Origin of the sequence: Kribbella sp. CA-294648, assembly GCF_050943845.1 — a bacterium.
In the GTDB taxonomy this organism is placed as follows: domain Bacteria; phylum Actinomycetota; class Actinomycetes; order Propionibacteriales; family Kribbellaceae; genus Kribbella.
Genome location: NZ_CP191981.1, coordinates 2,800,947 through 2,822,642, shown reverse-complemented (window position 1 = coordinate 2,822,642; position 21,696 = coordinate 2,800,947). Strand labels below are relative to the sequence as shown.

Sequence of the window (21,696 nt, the reverse complement as noted above, 5' to 3'; positions counted from 1 at the left end):
ACGATTGACTTGGTGAGTAACCTTCGCGCGGACCGGTCGAACGTTCAACCCTTGTCAGCCAGTTCGAAGTCTTATTCGAAGCTGGGACTCCGGTCCCGGGTCCGCTTCAGCTCGAAGAAGCCTTCGGTCGACGCCACCAGCCGGACACCGTCCCAGAGCTTGCCGGCCGCCTCACCCTTCGGGGCCGGGGTGACGACCGGCCCGAAGAAGGCGGTGCCCTCGACGGAGATGACCGGCGTACCGACCTCCATGCCGACCAGATCCATGCCCTCGAGGTGGGACTTGCGCAGCGCCTCGTCGTACCGGTCGGTGCCGGCGGCCTCGAGCAGGGAAGCCGGCAGACCGGCCTCGGTCAGCGACTCATCGAGGACTCCGTCGCCGTTGATGCCGCGGCCCTCGCGGTGGATCCGGTTGCCGAGTGCGGTGTAGAGCGGCAGCAGGACCTCGTTGCCGTGGGCCTGCTCGGCGGCGATCAGGATCCGGACGATGCCGAGCTTGCGCTGCCAGTTGGCGTCGTGCTCGTCGCGATCCTCGTTCAGGATCGCCAGGCTCATCACGTGCCACGAGGTCCGCACGTCCCGGACCTGCTCGACCTCGAGCATCCAGCGAGACGTCATCCAGGCCCAGGGGCAGGCGGGATCGAACCAGAAATCAGCGGTGGAGGTCATGATTTCGATCGTACAAAGTGCAACCATCCTGACCGGGGCGGTGGGGTGGGGAAAGAATCCAAACAGCACGCCGCTCCGCGTGGCGTCTCGCCCGCTGGACGGACCCGGACCGATCCGGTCACGGGCCGACACCGCCCGGTCACCCTGCGGCAGCACCTGATCAAGCTCCGGCAACGCTTTGACGGAGGTTGTGCAAGTCGGGGGGAAACCCTCGGCGCGGCCGGTGTCCAGGTGCATAGGATGCCGACATGCCTGGAACCAACCTGACGCGCAACGAAGCGCGCACCCGCGCCGGCCTGGTCAGTGACGTGAGCTACGCGATCGAGCTCGATCTGACCACCGCCACCAGCGGCGCCGCGACGTTCGCGTCGACGACCACTCTCACCTTCGCCGCCGTCGCCGGCGCGAGCACCTTCGCCGACCTGATCGCGGCGTCCGTGCGGGAGGTGACGCTGAACGGCCGCTCGCTCGACCCGGACAGCGTGTACGACGGCGCGCGGCTGCAGCTGGACGGGCTGGCCGAGCGCAACGAGCTCGTCGTGGTCGCGGACTGCACCTACTCGCGGACCGGTGAAGGGCTGCACCGCTCGGTCGACCCGGCCGACAAGGAGACCTACCTCTACACCCAGTTCGAGGTGCCGGACGCGCGCCGCGTGTTCGCCACCTTCGAGCAGCCCGACCTGAAGGCTCCCTTCACCTTCACGATCTCCGCCCCGGCCCGCTGGGTCGTCATCTCCAACGCGCCGACGCCCGAACCGACGCCGTACAAGGGTCCGAACGGCGAGGAGTTCGCCACCTGGCGGTTCGCGCCGACCGAGCGGATGTCCACCTACATCACCGCCGTCGTGGCCGGGCCGTACCACGTGGTCACCGACGCCTACGAGGGTGTGCACGGCACCTACCCGATGTCGCTGCTGTGCCGCCCGTCGCTGGCCGGCTCGCTCGACGTCGACGATTTGTTCGAGGTGACCAAGCAGGGCTTCGAGCTGTTCGAGCGCGCGTTCGGTACGCCGTACCCGTTCCACAAGTACGACCAGGCGTTCGTGCCGGAGTACAACATGGGCGCGATGGAGAACGCCGGCTGTGTGACGATCCGGGACGAGTACATCTACCGCAGCCGCACCACCCACGCCGAGCTGGAGAGCCGCGCGAACACCGTGCTGCACGAGCTCGCGCACATGTGGTTCGGCGACCTGGTGACGATGACGTGGTGGGACGACCTGTGGCTGAACGAGTCGTTCGCCGAGTGGGCCAGCCACTGGGCCCAGGCCACCGCGACGACGAAGTACGCCGGTGCCTGGACCACCTTCTGCAACGCCCGCAAGAACTGGGCCTACCGGCAGGACCAGCTGCCCTCGACGCACCCCATCGCCGCGGACATGGTCGACTTCCACGCGGTCGAGGTGAACTTCGACGGCATCACCTACGCCAAGGGCGCCTCGACGCTGCGCCAGCTGGTCGCGTTCGTCGGTGAGGACACCTTCATCACCGCGCTGAAGGAGTACTTCGCCGACCACGCCTTCGGCAACACCGAGCTGGCCGACCTGCTCAAGCCGCTGGAGAAGGCGTCCGGGCGCGACCTGGACGACTGGACCGAGCGGTGGCTGCGGACCGCGGGCGTGAACACCCTGCGCGCCGACTTCACCGTTGACGCCGAGGGAGCCTTCCAGACCTTCGCGATCGAGCAGACCGCGGCGGCCGACCACCCGACACTGCGGCCGCACCGGCTCGCGGTCGGCCTGTACCGGCTGACCGACGAGGGCCTGGTCCGGACCGAGCGGTTCGAGGTCGACATCGACGGCCCGCGGACCGAGCTGGCCGAGCTGGTCGGCGTGACCCAGCCCGACCTGGTGCTGCTCAACGACGACGACCTGACCTACGCCAAGATCCGGCTGGACGAGCGCTCCCGCGCCACGCTGGTCGAGTCGATCGACCGGCTGGACAGCTCGCTGGCCCGCGCCCTGGCCTGGGGTGCCGCGTGGGACATGACCCGCGACGCCGAGATGCCGGCCAGCCAGTACGTCGGGATCGTGCTCAAGGGCGTCCGCGCCGAGACGGACCTGACCGGCGTACGGTCGCTGCTCGCGCAGGCGACCTCGGCGATCAACAGCTACGCGGCACCGGAGAACCGTCCGGAGCTGCGGGCGCAGTTCGAGCAGACGCTGGCCGAGTTGCTGGCCGGCGCTGAGGCGGGCAGCGATCACCAACTCGCCTTCGCCCGCGCCTACGTCGGTGGAGTCTTCTCCGACGAGGGCGCCGACCGGCTGGCGCAGTGGCTGGACGGCACCGACCTGCCGGACGGCCTGGTGGTCGACAACGACCTGCGTTGGACGCTGATCGTGGCCCTGGCCAGGCTCGGCCGGGTCGACGCCGAGCAGATCGACGACGAGCTCAACCGCGACACCACCATGACCGGCCAGGAGCGAGCCGCCCAGGCCCGCGCCGCCCGGCCGACCGCCGAGGCCAAGGCGGAAGCCTGGCGGATCGCGGTCGAGTCCGAGGACACGCCGAACGAGACGCAGTTCCGGACCATCGTGGGCTTCCAGCAGCCGGGGCAGGAAGAGCTGCTGCGGCCGTACATCGACAAGTACCTGACCGCCGCCAAGGACGTCTACACGCGGCTCGGCTCGTCGATGGGCGAGAACGTCCTGGTCTACCTGTCACCGCGCGGCCTGGCGGAGCAAGCCACCCTCGACGCGCTGTCCGGCTGGCTCGACACCGAGGCCGAGTCGCTCGACGCACCCACTCTCCGGTACGTCGGAGAGGCTCGTGCCGACCTGGTTCGTGCGCTGGAGGCCCAGCGTCGCGACGCGCTCGGCTGATGGGGGCCGACCCTTCGTTAGCGGGTGCCTCGGCCGTGGCCCTCACGGGTCTGGCCGAGGCGTACCGGCCACGCCCGGTCACGCCGTTGATGCCGTGGCGGTTCACCGGGCGGCTGGTCAAGCCGTACGTGATCACCGCGCGCGGACGGTCGTGGGACGACCAGATGGTGGCCGTGGCGCGGACGACGGCCGTCAAGCAACTGGAGTTCGACGACGCGATGGGCGCCGTCGGACTCGCCGTGGTGATCCTGCATCTGAGCGATGACGGCAGCTATCTGGTGGTGCAGAGCTGGGCGAAGGACTTCCAGTCGCGGCTGAGCCTCTTCCGCGGCATGGACGTCGACGACCTCCGCCCCGCTCCGATCGGCGCCGGCACCTGCGTTTGGGAGCAGGAAGTCCTCAGCCACGAGCGGGCGTCGTACGTGAACCACATCCTGAACGCCGAGGTCGACGTCGAGAGCTGGCTGGACGACTGCCTGGACACCCGGCCCTCCCCCAAGGCCGGCGGGATTCCTTCCGGAACCTGATGTCCTAGCGGCCTTGGCGTCGGCAGAGGGCGTTGTCGATCAGCTTCGTCGCCGCGCCTTCCTGGGCGTAGATCACCTCGATCGAGTCGTACAGCTGGGAGGACATCGAGACCACCGCGCTGCGCCGGCCGTCGCTGGTGACGCCGAGCCTGGTCCGGTAACCGATCTGGTCGCCGCCCGGAATCCATACCGTGCCGCCACAGGCCAGCTCGCGGGAGAAGATGCCGAGGCCGTAACTCGCGTCCTTCCAGATCTCGCTGGCAGGTCCTTCCACGGGCATCGCCCGGGTCATCTCGGCCAGTTGCGCCTTGCGGAGCAGCCGTCCGCCGAAGAGCGCGCGCTGGAACTTGTCCAGGTCGGCCAATGTGGAGATGAACCCGCCGGATGCGTCGGCGTCGACCAGGTCGGTGGTGTCGACGAGCGGCTCCCCCGCCGCGAACCGGGTGTAGCCCTTGGCGTGTGGCGCCCGGATCCGGGGGTCGTCGCCCGGCCAGTACGTGTGGCTCAGGCCGAGTGGACGGATGATCCGGCGGTCCACCTCGGCGTACCAGGGCCGCCCGGTGACGGCTTTGATCACCAGGCCGACCAGGTTGTAGCCCGTGTTCGAGTATTTCCAGCCGCCACCCGGCTGGAAGTCCGGCGGGTGGCTCAGCCCGGCCTTGACCACATCTTCCTCGGAACGGGCGTCGTACCGCTGCGCGTAGTACTGGTCGGCGGTTTCGATGACCGGGAAGTTGCCGTCGTAGATTCCGGCGGTGTGCCGGAGCAGATGCCGGACGGTGATCCGGTTGCTGTCATAGCCGGTGCCGCGGACGAATCCCGGCAGCCATTTCTCCACCGGATCGTCGAGGCGCATCCGCCGCTCGCCGACCAGTTGCAGTACGACGGTCGCCACCAGCGTCTTGTTGGTGCTCCCGATCCGGAAATAGCCGTCCGGCCGGACCCGCTGACCGGTCGCGAGGTCAGCCACTCCGCTGACGACGGTCCGCTCCCCAGCCGGCGTGGTCGTCCGCGCCAGTACGCCGGTCACGCCGACCGCGCGGATCGCGTCGGCATCGTGCTGCAGCGTCCCGCCCCGGCCGGCCACGGCGGGGGCCGCCGGTAGCAGCGCCAAAGTCAAGGCTGCGATCAGCACCTTTGTTCGCATGGGTAGATTTCCTCCCGATCGGTAAACCATTCACTGCCATGCAAACGGCTGAAGGAAGTCGGCACCATCGCCCGCGCACCCGGACAGTGGTAGCTCATGCGCTACCTGTGACATTCAAACAGTTGATTGTCAGCAGACCGTTGTAAGGCGGTTGCTGCCCGCGATCACGGTGTCCACAACGAGATTCTCGCCACGTGAACGCACCTCACTTTTCCCCTCGACCGGTTTAAGCTGACCCGGAATCATTCACTCGAGGGACTTGGGGAGGGCCTTTGCCGTGACGCACGTGGATGACCGGACTGGACCGACCCGGGCCAGGCGCCCGGCCGGACGCGCGGCGGGCCGCGCCAACGCGCGGGCTCTGAACTACGGCGGTGACAGCCGGGTAGCAGCCCGGGCCGGCCGCGCCGTACCGACCAGAGACCTGTCCGGGGCTCAACTGGAGAGCGAAGCCGAACGCGCCGAGCGCCTGTCTGCCGGCCGCCGAGCCGCACCGCGCTCCGCCCGTTCCGGCCGGAAGAAGTCGAAGGGGTCCCGCACCGCGATGGGAGCCGCGGTCGTCGCGGGTGCCGCGGTGGTTGCGACCGTCGCCTTCGTTCTCACCAACGGCAACTCCGCGCCACCGCAGTCGGCCGGCGATCCGCCGCCTGTCGTGGCACCACAGACCACCTCGGCCCCGACGACATCGAAGAGCTCCGACGGCAACCCGGCGCCCGCAGCAGCCAAGACCACGAACGCTGACCGCAAGCCGCCGGCGCCGACCCAGACCACGGCGGCCACTAGCGCGACGCCGAACACCGGCCCTGCCTCGCCCGTCTTCAAGCGTGGCCAGTGGATCGCGGTGCTCGACAAGTACCCGACCGACGCCGGGATGGAAGCCGACCAGCTCGCCAAGCAGCTCGCCGGCAAGCTGATCGCGGCCGGCGTACCGGCCAAGGCGATGCTGCTGCAGGGTCAGTACCCGGGTGTGGCGGACAGTAGCCTGCAGCCGGAGTCGGACGCCTGGGTGGTTTACCTCGGTCCGGTGGCCACCTCGCAGGCCGCGCTGAACTTCTGCCAGGCACCCACGACGCAGGCTGTGTACTCGAGCCTGGCGTGCCCCACGTACGAACCGGCTGCCAAGCCCGGCTGAGCCCGCTTGCGCGCGGGCCCGCCCCCAGGCTGGCCCGACTGCTCTGGGCCCGGCTACTGCTTGTGCGGCTCGTTGACGTGGACCATCGGCGCCTGGTGCGCGTGGTCGCCGAGCTGCTGAACTCCGGCGACCAGACCGCCGGTCAGGTCGCCGGTGGCGAAGGACGTCTGCATCGTCAGCGCGGCCAGACCGGCTGAGGTATCCGACAGCTGGCGCCGGGCGTTCGGGCCGGTGACGATCTCCAGCCGGCGGCCGGCCGGGTCGACGTACACCAGGACGCTGTTGTCCGGGTCGTCCAGCTCGTTCAGCAGCTCCAGCGCGAACGGGCGCGTCTCGGAGTCGGCGCCACCGACGTACACGGAGAAGTGCAGGCCCGAGGCGGCTTCCGCGTTGCGGACGGCGCGCTCGATGTCGTAGAGCTGCTCCGGGGTGAATGCGTCACCAGCTGGCACTTGCGCCTCCGGTCGTACGGGCGACGCCGGTACCGGCGCTCGCGGGAGTGGAACCGGCAGCCGCGGAGGTTCCGGCGGGGAGCTCGGGCAGGCTGGCCGGGTCGGGCTTGGTGGCGGTCGGGCCACCGATCCAGACCGGCGGAGCCCACCACGACAGCCCCGGGCGGTAACGAGGGCCCTTGGCGATCGAGGGGGCGAAGACGAGCAACGCCAGCACCGCCACGACCAGCACCGGGATACCGACGAACACCAGCAAGGTGTGGCCGGAGAGCAGAGTGATCACGAACAGCAGCCTAGTACGCACACCACCGCGCCCGCCCCGGGGGATCAACCGGAACGAGCGCGGCAGATCAGGTACTACGCGATCAGAACCGTACGTCGGAGCATTGGTAGAACGCGTTGGCCGTGTCGGCGATCGTCCAGACCGCCAGGATCATGTGCCTGCCGGTACGGGCCGGCACCGTGCCGGTGTGGGCGGAGTCGGCGGGCGGTCGCGCGCCACCCAGCGACTTGGTGAGGAACGGCGTCAGGTCGAGCGCCGCCCGGGTCAGCGGCACGCTCTGATTCCAGCCCTGCTTGGTGATGTAGTACTTGAAGTCCGTGGTGGAGTGCGGCGCGGTCAGACGCCATTTGAAGGTGTAGCTCTGACCCGACGTGAGCTGTGTGGTCGGCCAGGCGCCACCGCGCTGGTCGTCCAACTGGCTGAACTGCGAGAGACCGGCCGAGCAGAGCTTGCCGTCGGCCGGGCCGCGCTGCGGGAACCCTTTCGGGCCCTCGACGCTCTGCGGCTCCCATTGGATCTGGCCGCAGTTCTGGACCGTGCCGTTCTGGCAGTGCTTGGCGCGGCTGATCGGCGCCGTGGTGAATCCGTGGCCGTAGGCCAGCGGAACGGACGTGGAGACCGTCAGAGCCAAGGCTCCGACGGCGACTCCAGCGACACTGAGTTTCCGTGCTCGCAACATGCGGACACTCCTTCTGATTCCCTTGGAAATGGGGGCGGTGGGGGAATGAAGGAAGGCGCCTTCGTTGACAATAGATAACAACCGTTCAAATCTATTGTCAACAGTTCGTAGCGGGCCGCGTACTTTCTGCTAGCTATGCAGTACGCCGATGAGTCGGCGCAGGCGCTGGTTGTTCGGCAGATCCTCGATCAGCACGGGCACCCCGTCGGGTCCGCCGAGCGGGACCCGCCAGTTCGGGTACTCATCGGTCGTGCCCGGCTGGTTCTGGGTACGCCGTTCGCCCACCGCGTCGGTCAGGGCAACCCCGACCAGCTTGGCCGGTGTGTGCGCGACGTACCGGTGCAGTGCCTCGACGATGCGCTCGACGTCGCCATCCGCGTTGCCCAGCAGGTGTCGCTCGCGCAGCGCGTTGAGCCAGGAGTCGCGTTCGGCCTCGTCCACGGCCAATTCCTCGGCGACCGGGCGCGTCAGCAGACCGAGACGGTCGCGGAGCTCCACGTGGTCCCCCGCGAGATAGCCGGCCGTCGGTGGCAGGTCGTGGGTCGTCACCGTGGCCAGGCAGAGTTCGCGCCAGCGCTCCGGCGGCAGCGGGTTGCCGTTCGCATCGCGCTCGAACCACAGGACCGACGTACCGAGGACTCCGCGTTCGGTGAGGTAGTCGCGTACCCAGGGCTCGACCGTGCCGAGGTCCTCCCCCACCACGACCACGCCGGCGCGCGACGCCTCGAGGACGAGGATGCCGATCAGCGCCTCGTGGTCGTAGCGAACATAGGTGCCTTCGGTCGGCCGGTCGGGCGAGGTGACCCACCACAGGCGGAACAGCCCGAGGATGTGGTCGATCCGCAGCCCACCACCGTGCCGGATCACCGCCCGGACGAGATCCCGCCACGGCGCGTACCCGGTCTGGGCGAGCGCGTCCGGACGCCACGGCGGTTGCGACCAGTCCTGGCCCTGCTGGTTGAACGCGTCCGGCGGCGCACCCACGTGGATGCCTTCCGCGAGCACGCGCTTGAGCGCCCACGCGTCGGCGCCGTCGGGATGAACACCGACCGCCAGGTCGTGCAGGACGCCGAGCGACATGCCGGCCGACTTCGCCCGCGCCTGGGTCCGGGCGAGCTGCTCGTCGAGCTGCCACTGCAGCCAGCAGTGGAACTCCACGGCGTCGGGATTTTCGTTGCGGAAGGCAACAACTTCGGAGCTGGCGGGATCCCGCAGTTCCATCGGCCACTTGCTCCACTCCGGCCCGTGCACATCCGCGAGCGCGGCCCAGGTGGCGAAGTCGATCAGCCCTTTGCCTTCGCGGTCGCAGTACGCGCCGTACTCCGCGATGCGGCCGATCGACGGCCGGACCCCGAAGAGCAGTTGCAGGGCCTCGCGCTTGGCGGCCCAGACGGTGTCCCGGTCCAGCGCGGTCGCGTCCTCGCTCAGTGCTCGCGTCTGCAGGGCCAGGGTGCGGACCCGATCGCGTTCAGCCGGCGCCAGGTCGCCGTACTCCTCGATGTCCTCGATGCGCAGGTAGAGCGGGTTCGCGAACCGCCGCGAGGCCGGCAGGTACGGCGAGGGCTCCATCCGGCCGGAGGTCTCGGCCGCGTGCAGCGGGTTGACCAGCACGAAGCCGGCGCCCAGGTCGTTGGCGGACCAGGCGGCCAGGTCGGCGAGGTCGTGCAGGTCGCCGATACCCCACGACCTGCGGGAGCGGACGGAGTACAGCTGAAGCACCCAGCCCCATGTCCGTTGCAGCTTCTGGGGTTCAAGCTTCTGCGGGGTGACGATCAGCGAGCCGACCGAGATCTCCGGGTTGCTGCCGATGCGCGCGCACAGCCGGTGGTAGCCGATCGGCAGATCGCCCGGCAGCTGGTACGTCGCCTCGCCGATCTGTACGCCGTCGACCCACTCGGGCTCGACCCACTTGTCCTGCTGCACGATGTCGCGGCGCTGACCGCCGTCCTCCAGGTCCACCCACACCTCGGCCGTCGAGCCGTGCGGCAGGTGTACTGCGAACCAGGGCGTCCAGCCTTCCCGCACCACCAGGCTGGCCGGCACCGTTCGGCGCCAGCGGGTCAGCTGGTGCTCGGCCAGCGCGTCCGCGGCACGGTCAGGAGTGGACGCGTCGACACCGAGGGCGGCCAGCACAGTGGAGACGACCTCGGTCGAGACCAGCACATGTTTGCCTTGCCAGTCCCAGTACTCGGTCGCCACTCCGTGCGCGACGGCTAGCTCGACAAGGGCTGGAGTGGGAGCAGTCACGCGTGCGAGTCTGCCGTATCCAGGGCTACGGGGGCGAACGCCGCGCGCGCCGGAACCGCCTGCGACGTCACTGCTCGCAGGCGCTCCGGCACTGGCCGTTCCGTTCCGTCACGACCGCGCATCGGGGACTGCCGCAGTACCGCGTCCTGCCTTAGTCTTCGGTGGAGCATCTGGCCGGGGGCAGTGAGGCGGTCAGGCCACAGCACGGCGGAGTGGGGACTTGCGCCGGAGTGAGGGGGCACGATGGACGAGTTGCTGCCGCGCGGCATCAGCCGCCGTGCTGCCCTTGGCTTGCTGGGAGTAGCGGCGGTCGGGTCAGTGACCACGGGCTGCCGCAGTACGCCGGCAGCGAGCGCACCCGTGACCGGCGACTACAGCGTCGCCGACTGGGTCGCGGACCGCGGCGACAACTACCTGATCGCCCACCGGGGTGTCGGTGACCTGTTCCCCGAGCACAGCATGGAGTCGTACGACGCCGCGGTCGGCTGGGGCGCGCAGGCGATGGAGATCAGCGTCGGCATCACCTCCGACGACGTACTGGTCTGCATGCACGACTCGACCCTCGACCGGACCACAAGCCTGACCGGCAACCTGCGCACCACGTCGTACGCCGACCTCGCGAAAGGCTGGCTCGACGTGCCCCGGCTGGGACCGCGCTGGGCGCAGACCAAGGTCAAGGTGCCGTTGTTCGAGGACGTCCTGCGCAAGTACGGCGGCCGGGTGATCCTCGCGGTGGAGGCGAAGGACGACCGCGCCTACGCGCCGATGATGGCGATGGTCGCGAAGTACCGGCTCGAGTCGGCGGTGATGCTGAAGACCTATTTCAGGAGCAAGCGCATCGCCGAGGCGAAGGCGCACGGGCTCGGCGTGTTCGCCTACTTCACCACGCCCGTGGAGCTGACGCCCGCGGCGGTCCAGGCCGTCGCCAGCCAACTGTCGCCGCGCACGGACGCGATCGTCGTACCGAACTCCGGCCCCGGCGGGTACCTGGACACGCGCCTCGTGGAGGCGGCTGTCGCGACCGGCATCCCGATCTGGCCGTATCCGCTGCACCGCCGCGCAGACGTCGCGCACTACGCGGCGCTCGGGATCGGCGGCGCGGTGACGTCCAACATCGGCTACCTGCTGGGCAAGACCGAGCAGGCCACCACGGACCAGTGGGCCTCAGGCGCGGTGGTGCCGGGTGAGCTGACCAGAGATCCCTATGACGACCGGTTCGCGATCGCCTGGGCACGCGGTGGCGGCATCGCGCTTGCCGCGAAGGGCACCCAGCACTTCCTCACCCTCGGCAACCTCGGGCCGATCACCGCACCGTCGTACTCGGTCGAGTTCCAGGCCTCGTACGCCGCGCTGCCCACCGACCCGCTCGCCAACCTCACCCTGGCCTTCGGTCACACCGACGACGCGTACTACGAACATCGGCTCGGCGCCTCGAACGGCTACCACGCGATCATGCAGGCGAACGGCGAAGTCGGCCTCTACGCGCACCGCCGTGGGAAGACCGCCGGCATCAAGCTGGCGGTGAAGAAGACGGCGCCCGCGTTCCGGGGCGAGTGGCTGAAGTTCCGCCTCGACGTCACGCCGACCACGCTGACCTGGAACCGTCTCGACCAGCCGGCGAAGGTGACCGTCGTGGACAAGGCGTACCGGGGCGGCTACCTGCACATCGGGCGTGCGTCCACCGACGGCAGCCTCGTACTGCGCGACCTGAAGGTCACCCACACGCCTTGACGGCATCCGCGGCACAACCCCAGCCCAGAGTGATGCCACTGCCACCATGCCCATAGTTGTGCACTACCGGTACTCCGGGCAGCAACTCCTCGTCTCGCTCCAGCCTCACCTCTGGCCTGCCGGGCCGTAGCCCCACCAGTGCCTCGATGATCTCTGCATCCGCCAGTGCTGGGACCAGGTCGCTGCAGCGGCTCACTATCGACCGGGTGGTCTCGTCGTCGACCGTGGTGTCCCACACGCCCGCGTCGAGCGTGCCGCCGAGGATGCAGTCGTTCTGCCGCGGGTGAATGTAGGCACGGCCGGCCGGGTGCGTCTCGTCTCGCACCGACAGGGTCAAGCCGGGGTTGGCCACTCTGACGATCTGGCCGCGGATCGGATAGGTGCTGGTGTCGCCGACGAGCTCGCCCGCCGCCAGACCCGCGCAGTTCACGATTACGTCGGGCTCGAGATCCAGGAGGTCTCCCAGGCCGTTGACCCGGCGTACCTGCTGCTGGCCGCCTCCGTCGACGTACTGGCGGTAGAGCCACGGCAGGTAGGTCGGCATCTCGACCAGCGGCACCACGAAGCGCAGGCCGTGGGTGTAGCCGGGTGGGAGCTCGTCAGGGCTAGCGGGGCGCACGTCGCCGACAGCACCCGCCCAGGGCTGCGGGCCAGGCTCCTGGCGGTACACGACCAGTGACTCGCGCATGACGACGCCTGGCACCCCACGGGCTGCCTCAGCCGCCAGTACGTCGTACGTGGTGCTGCCCCAGCTTGCGACCTTGTCTGCAGGGCCGGCAGAGGTCGGGAACCACACTGCTGCCGCCAGGTGGGAGGTGGTTGCTTCGGTGGCGTGTGCGCTGACCAGGATCACGTCGTCGCCGCGCTGTCTGAGCAGGGTGGCAGTAGACAGGCCGGAGATCCCTGCGCCGAGCACGACGACTCTCATCTGACCAGTCTTCTCTGGCGACGGGTCAGGAGCAGGACGGCCACCAGGAGCGCAGTACTGGCTATCACCAGGCCGATAGCCACACCGGCCACGTTGTTGGTCAGCTGGTAGAGGGAGATCGGCCAGATGACCAGCAGGATCGAGCAGCCGACCACGGCGTAGGCCGACGCATGGCGGCGACTGTAGGCGAACAGGAGCGCGGCCGGGCCCGCAGTACCGACCACGAGAGCCATCACCTCACCGCGTTCCTGGATGAGCCAGCAGACCGACGAGCTGAACATCGCGGCTCCGGCCAGTGACCACGCGGTCACCTGATCGCGGACCAGACCGGTCACGGCCATCACGAACGCCACCAGGATGAAGCCGGTACCGGCGATCCCGGCCGGATTGGCCGACGAGGTGTCCGGAGTCAGGACGTCCGCGGTGATCACCAGCACACCGACGGCCAGGATCGCGAATGTTGCCACTAGCAACGAAGACCCTGCCAGCCACCACACGCCGAGCACCGCCAGCACGAGGGCCACCGCGACCCCGGCGATCCGGCCGGTCTCGCCTTCGATCGCGACGTACGTGGCGAACCCGGCGACACAGCAACCGAGCGAGGCCAGCGCAGAACTCAGCTGTTCCCGTCGGCCTACTAGGGCTAGCAGGGCCGCAGTACCGAGGAGGACCACCGCTGCGGTCGTCCCTGTGCTGATCCGGGCGGCTCGGCCCATCTCGCCCCAGTTCGCGACCGTGAGCAGGGCTACTGCGCCCAGCAGGAGCGCGCCGCCGATGTATCCCAGGACCTCGGTCAGCGCTGACGAGTGAGCTGCGGTGGGTGGCACCCGGCGTTGTTCGCTCTTCGGCGGCTGAGGCTGTGGGCTCGGCTGGTGGTTGCTCGGGCGGCCAGCGGTGGCGGGTTGCGACGTACTGGCACCAGCTGCATCTGAGGCGGTGCCTGCTCCGGCGCCTGCTCCGGCGCCTGCTTTGGCGCCTGTTCCGGCGTCCGCCTCGGCGGCTGAGCGGAGTGCCTGGGCTTGGTAGGGGCGCAGGACACCCGCGGACACCAGCCTGGTCAGCTCGTCATCCAGCCGGCTCGGCATATCCGTGTGCTCCTCCTCGCAAATCTGAAGGTTCGGGGATTGCAGAGATCCGGGCGGCGATCACTACAGTAGGGCGGCGAGATGCCTATTCTGCTCAGTTACCCCGTGTCCCTGCTCAGTCACCCCCTGTTTTCCGTGCCGGACACCTTCCCGACCTTCTTCCGCCGAGGCAACGACGGCCAGTTGGAGGTGACGGACCAGATCATCATGGTCCCGGCCCGGATCGCCGGCCTGATCATCGGTTTCTTCGTGATCCGCTGGCTGCTGCACAAGGGAATCCGCCGGTTCGCCAAGCGCACCGGCAACGGCGCCGTGGCCGGCGTCCTGGCCAAGTCCAAGCGCGGCCAGGAGTTCGTCGAACAAACCCTGAACAGCGAACGCCGCGCCCAGCGCGCCCAGACGATCGCCTCCCTGCTCTGCAGCACGGTCACCATCATCCTGACCGCCATCCTGGTCGTGATGGTGCTGGCCGAACTCGGCTTCAACATTCTGCCCGTGGTCGCCTCCGCCAGCATCATCGGCGTAGCGCTCGGCTTCGGCGCCCAAACCCTGGTCAAGGACTTCCTGGCCGGCGTCTTCATGATCTTCGAAGACCAGTACGGCGTCGGCGACCTGGTCGACATGGAAAAAGCCACCGGCGTGGTCGAAGCCGTCGGCCTCCGAGTCACCCGTCTACGCGGCGAAGACGGCACCACCTGGTACGTCCGCAACGGCGAAGTCCTCCGGGTCGGCAACCTCACGACGCGCGACCCCGACGCCCCGGCCACGTCCACCACCGGCGTAGGCAGCGCCGCAGAAGCCGCCGACGGAGTCACCCACCTCGAAACCCCCTCCTCCGACGAAACCGTCACCCGCACCGAAACCCGCCCCCTCCCGGAACCTCCCGCCCGAGCCACCACAGGCGGCCACGAACCTCGCGACTAGCGCGCATTCCCCACCCCTGCCCGTGACGCGGGCTGGAGTGTCGCACCCACCCGAACCTCTTGGGGTGAAGCGCACAGGCGATCGGCACCCGCGTCGCACGGTGCGACCGTGTGGGCACCCACCCCTGCACGTGTCGCGGGCTGGAGCGTCGTGCCCACCCGAACCTCTTGGGGTGGAGCGCGCAGGCGATCGGCACCCGGATCGCGCCGTGCGGCTGCGTGGGGTCAGAGTCGCGTTAACGTGGGACACGAAGGCCTCCGGTTTGGTGAAGCGGTTCCTTAGACAGCTCCACTTCACAACCGGAGGCCTTCACCTGTCACACCGACTCACCGCCACAAGGCGGGCCAACCTCCCTGGACATCACAGCTAGCGCGTCGCCCCCACCCGAACCTCTGGGGTGGGGACCCGCAGGCGAACCGCACCCGGATCGCGTCGTGCGACGCGTGGTACCCACCCTGCTCGCATCGCGGGGTTGCGCGTCGCACCCACCCGAGCCTGCCGAGGGTGAACGTCGCTGGGGTTGGGTCGCGCCTCCGCGTCCTCCCGCGGGAGTGTGTGCCCACCGACAGGAGGTAGTGCCGGTTTTGCCACTGCTCAACCGGTCCCTGAGCGTGACGAGTCGGCTCGCCACCGACTACATCCTGTCGGTAGGCACATACTCTCGTGGGAAGACGGCTGGCCACGCGGATCCGGGTGCAGTATGCGTGCGCGCTTCCACCCCCGCAGGTCCGCGTCGGGCGGTGCAACTGACTGCACCCATCCCGGACCCGATGGGTCTGTGCGGCTTCGTCGGAGCCACAGCCCATCAGGGTGGTGGTCGGCGACGATCAACTGACCGGCCTCCACACGCCGGCTTCCGCTGAGAACGTCTTCACCCCGGTCGGGATGCCGGAGGTCTTGGCCTTCGGCAAGGTGTGCAAGGTTCTGGTGCCGCCCACGTCGAAGGCCAACTCGGCTGTCCAGTCGACCACGATGCCACCCTCGACATCCATCGACACGTGGACCTCGTACTGCCGGCCAGTCTCCAGCCGCAAACCCAGCCGGTCACCTGAACTGTCCGCGCCTTCGCCGCCGATCGAGCGCTTCACCGCCGCTGTCTCCGAGACGACGTAGCTGACGGTCGTGCCCTCGCTGGGTCCACCTTCGATGCAGCGGCTCACCGACTTCGCCGTCGACTTCGCCTTCGTGTACTTCAGGTTGACGTCGACCAGCGACACGTCGGAGCGCGGCGAACTGACCGCTACGACGATGTCGGTGAAGATCGGCACGCCGCCGTTCTTCCGCAGCCAGTCACCGGCCCGGCAGCCGTCCTGCGGCGACGGCGATCCAGCCACGATCGCGGTCGACACGGCCTGCGTGCTGGTTTCCACGGTGTACATCGGCTCGACCCGGACCGCGTCGACGCCGGCCGCCTCAGTACCCCGGTTCACCAGATCGCTGATCCCCGGACCGACGACCGCGACGAACGCCGTACGAACCGGCTCGGCCAGCGGCGTCAGCATGAACATGGTGATGGCACCCGCGCCGCCGACGATCCACTTCAACCAGCGGCGCGACTTCGCGGACCCGGAGTCCTCAGCGGACTCCGCACGGCTACCGCTGTCATCCCCCACGCACGCCCACCTCTTCACTCAACTGACCGGATCGAACTCCGAAGAGTAGTCGTCAGTAGGTCTTTTCGGTCCAGCCGAGGGCGCCGAGGGAGCCGCCTTTGATGTCGGTCCCCAGGCCGTCGGTTCTGTTGGCGTCGAAGTGGACCGAGGCTGAGCCGTCGGCCTTGATCCCGAGGAGGACCCGGGCTTTGGGGTGCGCGTCGCAGTAGCCCGTGCCGACGCTGGCGAAGGAGGCCCAGCCACTCGCCTTGAGCACCTTCGAGCTCAGCTTTGCCGGGGTGGCGTAGTCGATCCGCCATTCCTTGAGTTCTCCGTTGGCCTTGGTGCCGAGCAGTATGTCGGCGTTGCCCGTCGCCGCGCTGCGCTGGTACGACAAGGTGCGGACGTTGCCCCAAGCGGTGCCGGGGATCTGCACCGGCGCCGAGAGCGTGGGCTTGCCATCGGAGTACGCGAACTTGTAGCGGTACAGCGAGGTGCCCGCGGCACGATAGACATAGGGCCACGCCATCGTGATGAACCGGGTGCCCGCGAACCCGGACTTGACGCGCGTCACCTTGTGCTTGGTGATCTTCCAGACCCCGTCGACCAGGCTGGCGGTGCGGTCCACCGTGTAGATGTGCCCGTCGGTCGGGTGGGTGGCCAGACTGACGTTCGACCGGAAGGTGGCGTCACCGATCTCGGCGAACGTCACGAGTCCGGTCGGCACCCAGCCGAGCATGTCGCCGGGGAACGCCTTGGTGCTCGGCTTCTTCGCGGCGTAGCCGTAGCTGAGTCGATGGCCATCGGAGCGGTACGCCGACGCGGAGACGTGGCAGTCCGCCGGGACATCGCCAAGGGCGGCCGTTGCCGGGCGAGCGTTCACCGTCACGACTAGGCCGGCCGCAACAGCGGTCAACGCCGTCGCGGCGGCCACGATGGATTTACGCATGAGGGAAAGATCCTCCAAGGGATGCAGAGTTCGGACGCAGCGAATTCTGCGAGCCAACCCCCGCAAGCCACTGCCCGTACTCCGCCCGTACCGCGAGCAACGGTCGGAGCCCATTCGAACCTTGTACGGCGACGCGTCGGGCCCAGCGCACGCGTTGCACCGGTCGGCCCGCCTCGCGCCGGGGGGCTGGCATCGCACCGACCGGCTGGCCTCGAGCTAGTGCCTCGTCTAGCAACGTTGGGGAGGTAATCAGGTCGGCTGGTGTCTGCTGGAGGTCAGGTCCTGCGGCCGGGTGGAGGGCGGCAGTTCGCCCTGGACTGGTTCGGGGAGCATTTTCGCCGGACTTGGGGAGGATCGTGCTACCGGTGTGGGGAGAAGATCCTCCCCGGATCGGTGGGAGCGGGCAGTCGACGGTTCGGGGAGGGGTCGGGCCCGGCCGGGTCCGGCCCTATGCCGGCTTTGTGCACGGGCTGAGCGTCTGGAGCACGGTGGAATGCTCAGGTCACGCACAAGGTCACGCACAAGGTCGCCGGCAGGCCCGCCCCGGGGGCGTGGGCAGAACGGAGCTTCAGTCCATCAATCTGGATTGCTCGCGAGACTCGCCACGTTCAGCGGTGGGTCGTCCAGGGCGGCATTGATGCGGTGGGGATCCGTGGGTTTCGGGGGCCCGGCCGGTTCACGACGGCGTCGTCGCCGTTGACCGGCTCGCTGCTCGCGGGCCGGCAGCCTGGCCTGGTCGGGGCCCTGGCTGCGGATCCAGCTGCTGTCGTACCCACCCGCAAGACCTGTCGTCCAGACGCCCTCAGCACACGATTACCTTCCCAACGTTGCTAGACGCAGCACTAGCACCAACCCACTGCCGGTCCGATACGCCTGCGCGCTCCACCTCCGGAGGTTCAGGTGGCAGGATGCTCCAGCCCCGCGATATGAGCACGGGTAGGCGCCAATACACGTCCACCGTCAGCTCGTCTACGCTCAGGCACCGCCTGGTCTGACCCAGCCCCACCCGTACTCGTGTCAGCGCGTTGTGCCTACCCGACCAAAGAGGCGGACCGCGCAGGTGTGTCACCGACTCCCATCGCACCAACCGCGCCGGCGACCATCCGCCGTCGGTCGTCATGGCCTTTGGGGCAGCCCCGAGACATGAGCGAGGACGCGACGCACGTCCCGACCCGCGACACGAGCGAGGCCGGGCGCCAGCGCCCCCGCACCACCGGCGGGTCCGACAGGCCAGCGCACTTCACCTCCTGAGGTTCGGGTGGGCACGACGCTCCAGCCCGCGATGTGAGTACGGGTGGGTGCAAAGCACTCCACCCCCCAGGAAACCGAGATGAGGGGTGATCCCTCATGCGTGGGGGTGGTTCAACCGACAGAGTTCTTCTCAAGGGGCGCCGGGTGATCCGGAGCCGGGGACTTGGGGAGAGAGATCAATGTTCGTTCAGCGCACCATCGCCGCAGTGGCGGTCACCGCCGCACTGTTTGCCGCCGGCGCGGCCACCGCCGCGACCGCTTCCGCCAACATCATCGAGGATCCGGCCGTCGACACCGCCGCCATGGGTACGGCGATCGAGAAGGCACTCGCCGGCAAGACGACCGGGTTCGCCTACGCGATCGCCAAGAACGGCCAGTACGCCAAGTCCGGCAAAGCCGGTAAGGCCCGCACCGGGCCGGACGGCGACGTCAACTTCACCACCAGCACCCGGTTCGACATCGCGAGTGCCACCAAGACGTTCACCGCGGCCGCGGTACTCAAGCTGCTGGAAGCCAAGAAGTACAGCGTCGACAGCCCGGTGAAGCCCTACCTGCCAATCATCTTCCAGCAGGAGGCACACGCCAGCTGGAACGGCGTGACCTTCCGTCACCTGCTGGCGCACACCTCCGGCATGAACCAGACGAAACTCTCGCTGTCCGCAGCCGACGCCGCGAAGTACAACAAGTCGTACGCCGGCCTGCGCTTCGCGGTGAGCAAGGCCGTGAAGCCCGAGCTCACCACGGACCCCTTGAAGGGTCAGTACGACAACATGAACTACGCCATGCTGCGGCTGACGATCCCGGCTCTGTGGCGACAGGTCGACCCGAACCGCGGCGTACCGACGGTCAACGCCACCAACTCCGGTCCCTGGGCGCTCGAGTACATGAACGAACACCTGCTGGTGCCGGCCGGCATCGCCCCCACCACCTGTACTGCGGTGAGCCCGGCCACCGCCGCTCTCGGCTACAACCTGAACAACGTCGCAGCAGGCGGCCATCTCTTCCAGCTCGCCGGCGCAGGCTTCGAGCAGTGCGCCGGTCACCGTGGACTGCACCTGTCGGCCATGGACCTGGTCCGCTGGCAGGCACATCTCGCCCACGGCACGATCGTCTCGGCCAACGTGCGCCGGCAGATGGACTCCGGCAACCTCGGCTGGAAGAAGGAGTCGAACGGTACGAACCGGGAGGGCATGTACTGGCACGGCGGCCAACTGACGGCCGGCGGTGAAATCAACAGCTGCCACGCCAAGTTCCCCGGCGGCGTCGAGGCCAGCGTCCTCTACAACAGCCAGCACCTCAACGACACCTACTCCTGCTCCGTCCTGGTCCAGGCATACCTCGCCAGCAAGTAACCCACCCGTCAAGCGGCGGCCGCCCCACCAGCGGCCGCCGCTTCGGCATGTCCGGAGTACTGCGACTCCGTCCTCACCCCGCGCCGGGCTACCGGTCCTCCGCGTCGCGAGCCAGCACCAACTCGCCGACGTACGGTTCGTCAGTTTCCATCGAGCCTCCAGGTCAGGAATGTGCTTCGGTCAACAAGCACGAATCAGGCCGCGAATCTATGGACACGCAGTGCGGCTCGACGGCGAATTCAGCTGCAGCCAAAATCCCGGCAAATGGCCGGACCCATCAGGTATTGGCCCGGCTGCTGGCTAGCCTTGATGCCTCGCCCTGGGGAGGGAGGCAGAATGCAAATCAGCCTGGACATTGACGACCTCACCGATATCCGGTTGATGCTGCCGGGCGCGATGACGGAAACAGTGCTCGCGGCCTGGACCTTGCAGGCGCGGCCGCCCGAATCCGTCACGAAACACCACGTCCGCTGGCGCAAGCGGGTCGCGCCACTGGTCGCACGACTTGGCCAGGTACGGCGGGTCATGGAGGTGCAGGCGCCGCCGTACACCCTTGTCGACTTGTGCCTACCGACTGTGGGCGCCGGCAGCTGGGACGAAGGCATCGAGCGGGTCAGCGCCCTCGGACCGGCGTACTACAAGCTCGAGCTGTCGCTGATCGCCCATGCGATAGCCACCAGGCCCCATCTCCAAAGGCCCGTCCCGCGGTGGACTGAACAGCTCACGGAAGCCGACCCTCGACCACGGGCAGATCTCTTGACGGGCTTGGCCCTGCTGCACAAGGCCGGTATCGCTGATCGTGACGCGGCAGACCACGCCTCGGCGCAGGCCTACCTCGACGCCCGGACTCGCGACCTGGCTGGCGGCGGAGTCAAACAGCTTCTGAGCAATCTGCACCACACCATCCGCTGGCACCATCCGGTGATCACCGTCGACTCCCCCACCGCCCCGCCGATCGACACCCCGAGTCCGGCCGGCGGTCGGGGCATCATCATCGCGCCGTCCAGCTTCGCGACCAAGGTCCACTTCTTTCACGACAGCGAACACCGGCGGCCCGGCCTTCTGGTTGTCCCGAACAATCAGAGGGAGGTCGCAGGCGGGACGCCCCAGAGCCAGCACCTCGAACAACTGCTGGGTCGCAAACGTGCCGCAGTACTGATTCAGGTCGCGTTGCGAAGCGCCTCCACCTCCGACCTCGCCACCCGCTGCGGCATCACAGCCGGCGCGGTCAGCGAGCACACTCGCGTACTCCGGGAATGCGGCCTGATCACCACCGACCGCAGCCGCCGATCGGTCCACTCCATCACCCCGGCCGGCGCAGCACTCCTCCGCGCCCCGCGTCCCACCGACGCCTGACCCTCGACCTCAGGCCGATCCCCTGCGACTGCGCAGCCGGTCGAAGGCCTTCGGTGTGCGCACGGTGGGGAGCGCTTCGGCGATCATCCGCGCACAAGCCTCGGGACTGGTGAAGGTGGTATCGACGGCGATGTCGTGCTCTTCGTGCTCAAAAACCGTCTGCGACAAGGCCAATCCGGCCGGCCTGTCTCCACGGGCACGCTCACGCCGTTCCAGTTCCTCCGGCGCACAACGGACCTCGACGAGCGTGACGTCGTACCCGTCCAGTACGTCGAGCAGGTCATCCAGTCGCCATCGCTCGCTGAGCGGATAGTCCATGATGACGTCGTTCCCGACCGAGACAAGAGCCGCCACGGCCCGGTGATAACCCAGCCGTGTCCGCCGCAACATCTCACCAACCTCGGCCTCCGTCAGGACCCGAGAATGCACCGTCGACCGCATCGCCCCCAGCGCATCAACCGGCACGAAGAACCACGGATCCGCCAGCAACGGCAACAACGCCCGCCCGATGGAACTCTTGCCGGAACTAGATGCCCCGTTCAACAAAACAACCCGCCCCGGCTCCACACCA

General features: G+C 68.5%; 18 protein-coding genes. 7 read left to right on the top strand and 11 right to left on the bottom strand.

Going from position 1 to position 21,696, the window contains the following annotated elements; genetic code table 11:
- Window positions 1–71: 71 nt before the first annotated feature.
- Window positions 72–668: a mycothiol-dependent nitroreductase Rv2466c family protein gene (locus ACQPYM_RS13645; protein ID WP_433020226.1), complete on the bottom strand. Its 597-nt coding sequence runs from the start codon at window positions 666–668 to the stop codon at window positions 72–74.
- Window positions 669–916: 248 nt separating this feature from the next.
- Here ACQPYM_RS13645 and pepN point away from each other — a divergent pair, with 248 nt between their 5' ends.
- Window positions 917–3,490, top strand: a complete 2,574-nt coding sequence (gene pepN, locus ACQPYM_RS13640) for an aminopeptidase N (RefSeq protein ID WP_433020223.1) — start codon at window positions 917–919, stop codon at window positions 3,488–3,490.
- Between the two features lie 35 nt (window positions 3,491–3,525).
- A complete protein-coding gene (locus ACQPYM_RS13635; protein ID WP_433020220.1) occupies window positions 3,526–4,017 on the top strand; it encodes a hypothetical protein in 492 nt (163 codons plus the stop codon).
- Between the two features lie 4 nt (window positions 4,018–4,021).
- Here the strand turns inward: ACQPYM_RS13635 and ACQPYM_RS13630 are convergent, their stop codons facing one another.
- Window positions 4,022–5,164, bottom strand: coding sequence for a serine hydrolase domain-containing protein (locus ACQPYM_RS13630; RefSeq protein WP_433020217.1), 1,143 nt, complete (start codon window positions 5,162–5,164; stop codon window positions 4,022–4,024).
- A 286-nt stretch (window positions 5,165–5,450) separates the two neighbouring features.
- Here ACQPYM_RS13630 and ACQPYM_RS13625 point away from each other — a divergent pair, with 286 nt between their 5' ends.
- Entirely contained in the window at window positions 5,451–6,296 is an 846-nt protein-coding gene (locus ACQPYM_RS13625) for a hypothetical protein (protein ID WP_433020214.1), read from the top strand.
- A 53-nt stretch (window positions 6,297–6,349) separates the two neighbouring features.
- Here ACQPYM_RS13625 and ACQPYM_RS13620 read toward each other — a convergent pair whose 3' ends face one another.
- The 4 genes from ACQPYM_RS13620 to malQ all read right to left on the bottom strand — a co-directional run bounded on the left by ACQPYM_RS13620 (window position 6,350) and on the right by malQ (window position 9,957).
- On the bottom strand, window positions 6,350–6,748 hold the full coding sequence (locus ACQPYM_RS13620) for a DUF5130 family protein (RefSeq protein WP_433020211.1): 399 nt from the start codon (window positions 6,746–6,748) through the stop codon (window positions 6,350–6,352).
- Complete coding sequence (gene ctaJ / locus ACQPYM_RS13615) at window positions 6,735–7,031, bottom strand: aa3-type cytochrome oxidase subunit CtaJ (RefSeq protein WP_433020208.1); 297 nt, start codon at window positions 7,029–7,031, stop codon at window positions 6,735–6,737. Before ctaJ ends, ACQPYM_RS13620 begins: the two co-directional genes overlap by 14 nt.
- Window positions 7,032–7,113: 82 nt before the next feature.
- Entirely contained in the window at window positions 7,114–7,710 is a 597-nt protein-coding gene (locus tag ACQPYM_RS13610) for a lytic polysaccharide monooxygenase auxiliary activity family 9 protein (RefSeq protein ID WP_433020205.1), read from the bottom strand.
- Window positions 7,711–7,839: 129 nt separating this feature from the next.
- Window positions 7,840–9,957, bottom strand: a complete 2,118-nt coding sequence (gene malQ / locus ACQPYM_RS13605; protein WP_433020202.1) for a 4-alpha-glucanotransferase — start codon at window positions 9,955–9,957, stop codon at window positions 7,840–7,842.
- 243 nt (window positions 9,958–10,200) lie between these two features.
- On the opposite strand from malQ, the gene ACQPYM_RS13600 reads away from it, so the two are divergent.
- Window positions 10,201–11,688 carry a glycerophosphodiester phosphodiesterase gene (locus ACQPYM_RS13600; RefSeq protein ID WP_433020199.1) on the top strand — a complete coding sequence of 496 codons (1,488 nt, stop codon included), beginning with the start codon at window positions 10,201–10,203 and terminating at the stop codon, window positions 11,686–11,688.
- On the opposite strand, the gene ACQPYM_RS13595 is transcribed toward ACQPYM_RS13600, so the two are convergent.
- Together ACQPYM_RS13595 and ACQPYM_RS13590 are read right to left on the bottom strand one after the other, a co-directional pair.
- Entirely contained in the window at window positions 11,672–12,616 is a 945-nt protein-coding gene (locus tag ACQPYM_RS13595; protein ID WP_433020196.1) for an FAD-dependent oxidoreductase, read from the bottom strand. The two genes, ACQPYM_RS13600 and ACQPYM_RS13595, sit on opposite strands and share 17 nt — an antisense overlap.
- Complete coding sequence (locus ACQPYM_RS13590) at window positions 12,613–13,701, bottom strand: hypothetical protein (RefSeq protein ID WP_433020193.1); 1,089 nt, start codon at window positions 13,699–13,701, stop codon at window positions 12,613–12,615. Before ACQPYM_RS13590 ends, ACQPYM_RS13595 begins: the two co-directional genes overlap by 4 nt.
- Window positions 13,702–13,836: 135 nt before the next feature.
- On the opposite strand from ACQPYM_RS13590, the gene ACQPYM_RS13585 reads away from it, so the two are divergent.
- On the top strand, window positions 13,837–14,625 hold the full coding sequence (locus ACQPYM_RS13585) for a mechanosensitive ion channel family protein (protein WP_433020190.1): 789 nt from the start codon (window positions 13,837–13,839) through the stop codon (window positions 14,623–14,625).
- An 827-nt stretch (window positions 14,626–15,452) separates the two neighbouring features.
- On the opposite strand, the gene ACQPYM_RS13580 is transcribed toward ACQPYM_RS13585, so the two are convergent.
- Together ACQPYM_RS13580 and ACQPYM_RS13575 are read right to left on the bottom strand one after the other, a co-directional pair.
- Window positions 15,453–16,238, bottom strand: coding sequence for a hypothetical protein (locus ACQPYM_RS13580; protein ID WP_433020187.1), 786 nt, complete (start codon window positions 16,236–16,238; stop codon window positions 15,453–15,455).
- 52 nt (window positions 16,239–16,290) lie between these two features.
- Window positions 16,291–17,166 (bottom strand): hypothetical protein, encoded by an 876-nt coding sequence (locus ACQPYM_RS13575; protein ID WP_433020184.1) that lies wholly within the window; start codon window positions 17,164–17,166, stop codon window positions 16,291–16,293.
- A 1,430-nt stretch (window positions 17,167–18,596) separates the two neighbouring features.
- Between ACQPYM_RS13575 and ACQPYM_RS13570 the strand changes: the two genes are divergently transcribed.
- Together ACQPYM_RS13570 and ACQPYM_RS13565 are read left to right on the top strand one after the other, a co-directional pair.
- The gene (locus tag ACQPYM_RS13570) at window positions 18,597–19,769 is read left to right on the top strand and encodes a serine hydrolase domain-containing protein (RefSeq protein WP_433020181.1); all 1,173 of its coding nucleotides are present in this window, start codon (window positions 18,597–18,599) and stop codon (window positions 19,767–19,769) included.
- Window positions 19,770–20,105: 336 nt separating this feature from the next.
- On the top strand, window positions 20,106–21,125 hold the full coding sequence (locus ACQPYM_RS13565; protein ID WP_433020178.1) for an ArsR/SmtB family transcription factor: 1,020 nt from the start codon (window positions 20,106–20,108) through the stop codon (window positions 21,123–21,125).
- A gap of 9 nt (window positions 21,126–21,134) precedes the next feature.
- Here the strand turns inward: ACQPYM_RS13565 and ACQPYM_RS13560 are convergent, their stop codons facing one another.
- Window positions 21,135–21,692 (bottom strand): chloramphenicol phosphotransferase CPT family protein, encoded by a 558-nt coding sequence (locus tag ACQPYM_RS13560; RefSeq protein WP_433020175.1) that lies wholly within the window; start codon window positions 21,690–21,692, stop codon window positions 21,135–21,137.
- Window positions 21,693–21,696 lie beyond the last annotated feature (4 nt).

Bases quoted from the DNA above. Each gene is read 5' to 3' on its own strand.
- ACQPYM_RS13600 (WP_433020199.1), top strand. From the start codon at position 10,201: ATGGACGAGTTGCTGCCGCGCGGCATCAGCCGCCGTGCTGCCCTTGGC.
- ACQPYM_RS13575 (WP_433020184.1), bottom strand. From the start codon at position 17,166: ATGCGTAAATCCATCGTGGCCGCCGCGACGGCGTTGACCGCTGTTGCG.
- ACQPYM_RS13590 (WP_433020193.1), bottom strand. From the start codon at position 13,701: ATGCCGAGCCGGCTGGATGACGAGCTGACCAGGCTGGTGTCCGCGGGT.
- ACQPYM_RS13610 (WP_433020205.1), bottom strand. From the start codon at position 7,710: ATGTTGCGAGCACGGAAACTCAGTGTCGCTGGAGTCGCCGTCGGAGCC.
- ACQPYM_RS13570 (WP_433020181.1), top strand. From the start codon at position 18,597: ATGTTCGTTCAGCGCACCATCGCCGCAGTGGCGGTCACCGCCGCACTG.
- ACQPYM_RS13630 (WP_433020217.1), bottom strand. From the start codon at position 5,164: ATGCGAACAAAGGTGCTGATCGCAGCCTTGACTTTGGCGCTGCTACCG.
- ACQPYM_RS13595 (WP_433020196.1), bottom strand. From the start codon at position 12,616: ATGAGAGTCGTCGTGCTCGGCGCAGGGATCTCCGGCCTGTCTACTGCC.
- ACQPYM_RS13565 (WP_433020178.1), top strand. From the start codon at position 20,106: ATGCAAATCAGCCTGGACATTGACGACCTCACCGATATCCGGTTGATG.
- pepN (WP_433020223.1), top strand. From the start codon at position 917: ATGCCTGGAACCAACCTGACGCGCAACGAAGCGCGCACCCGCGCCGGC.
- ACQPYM_RS13645 (WP_433020226.1), bottom strand. From the start codon at position 668: ATGACCTCCACCGCTGATTTCTGGTTCGATCCCGCCTGCCCCTGGGCC.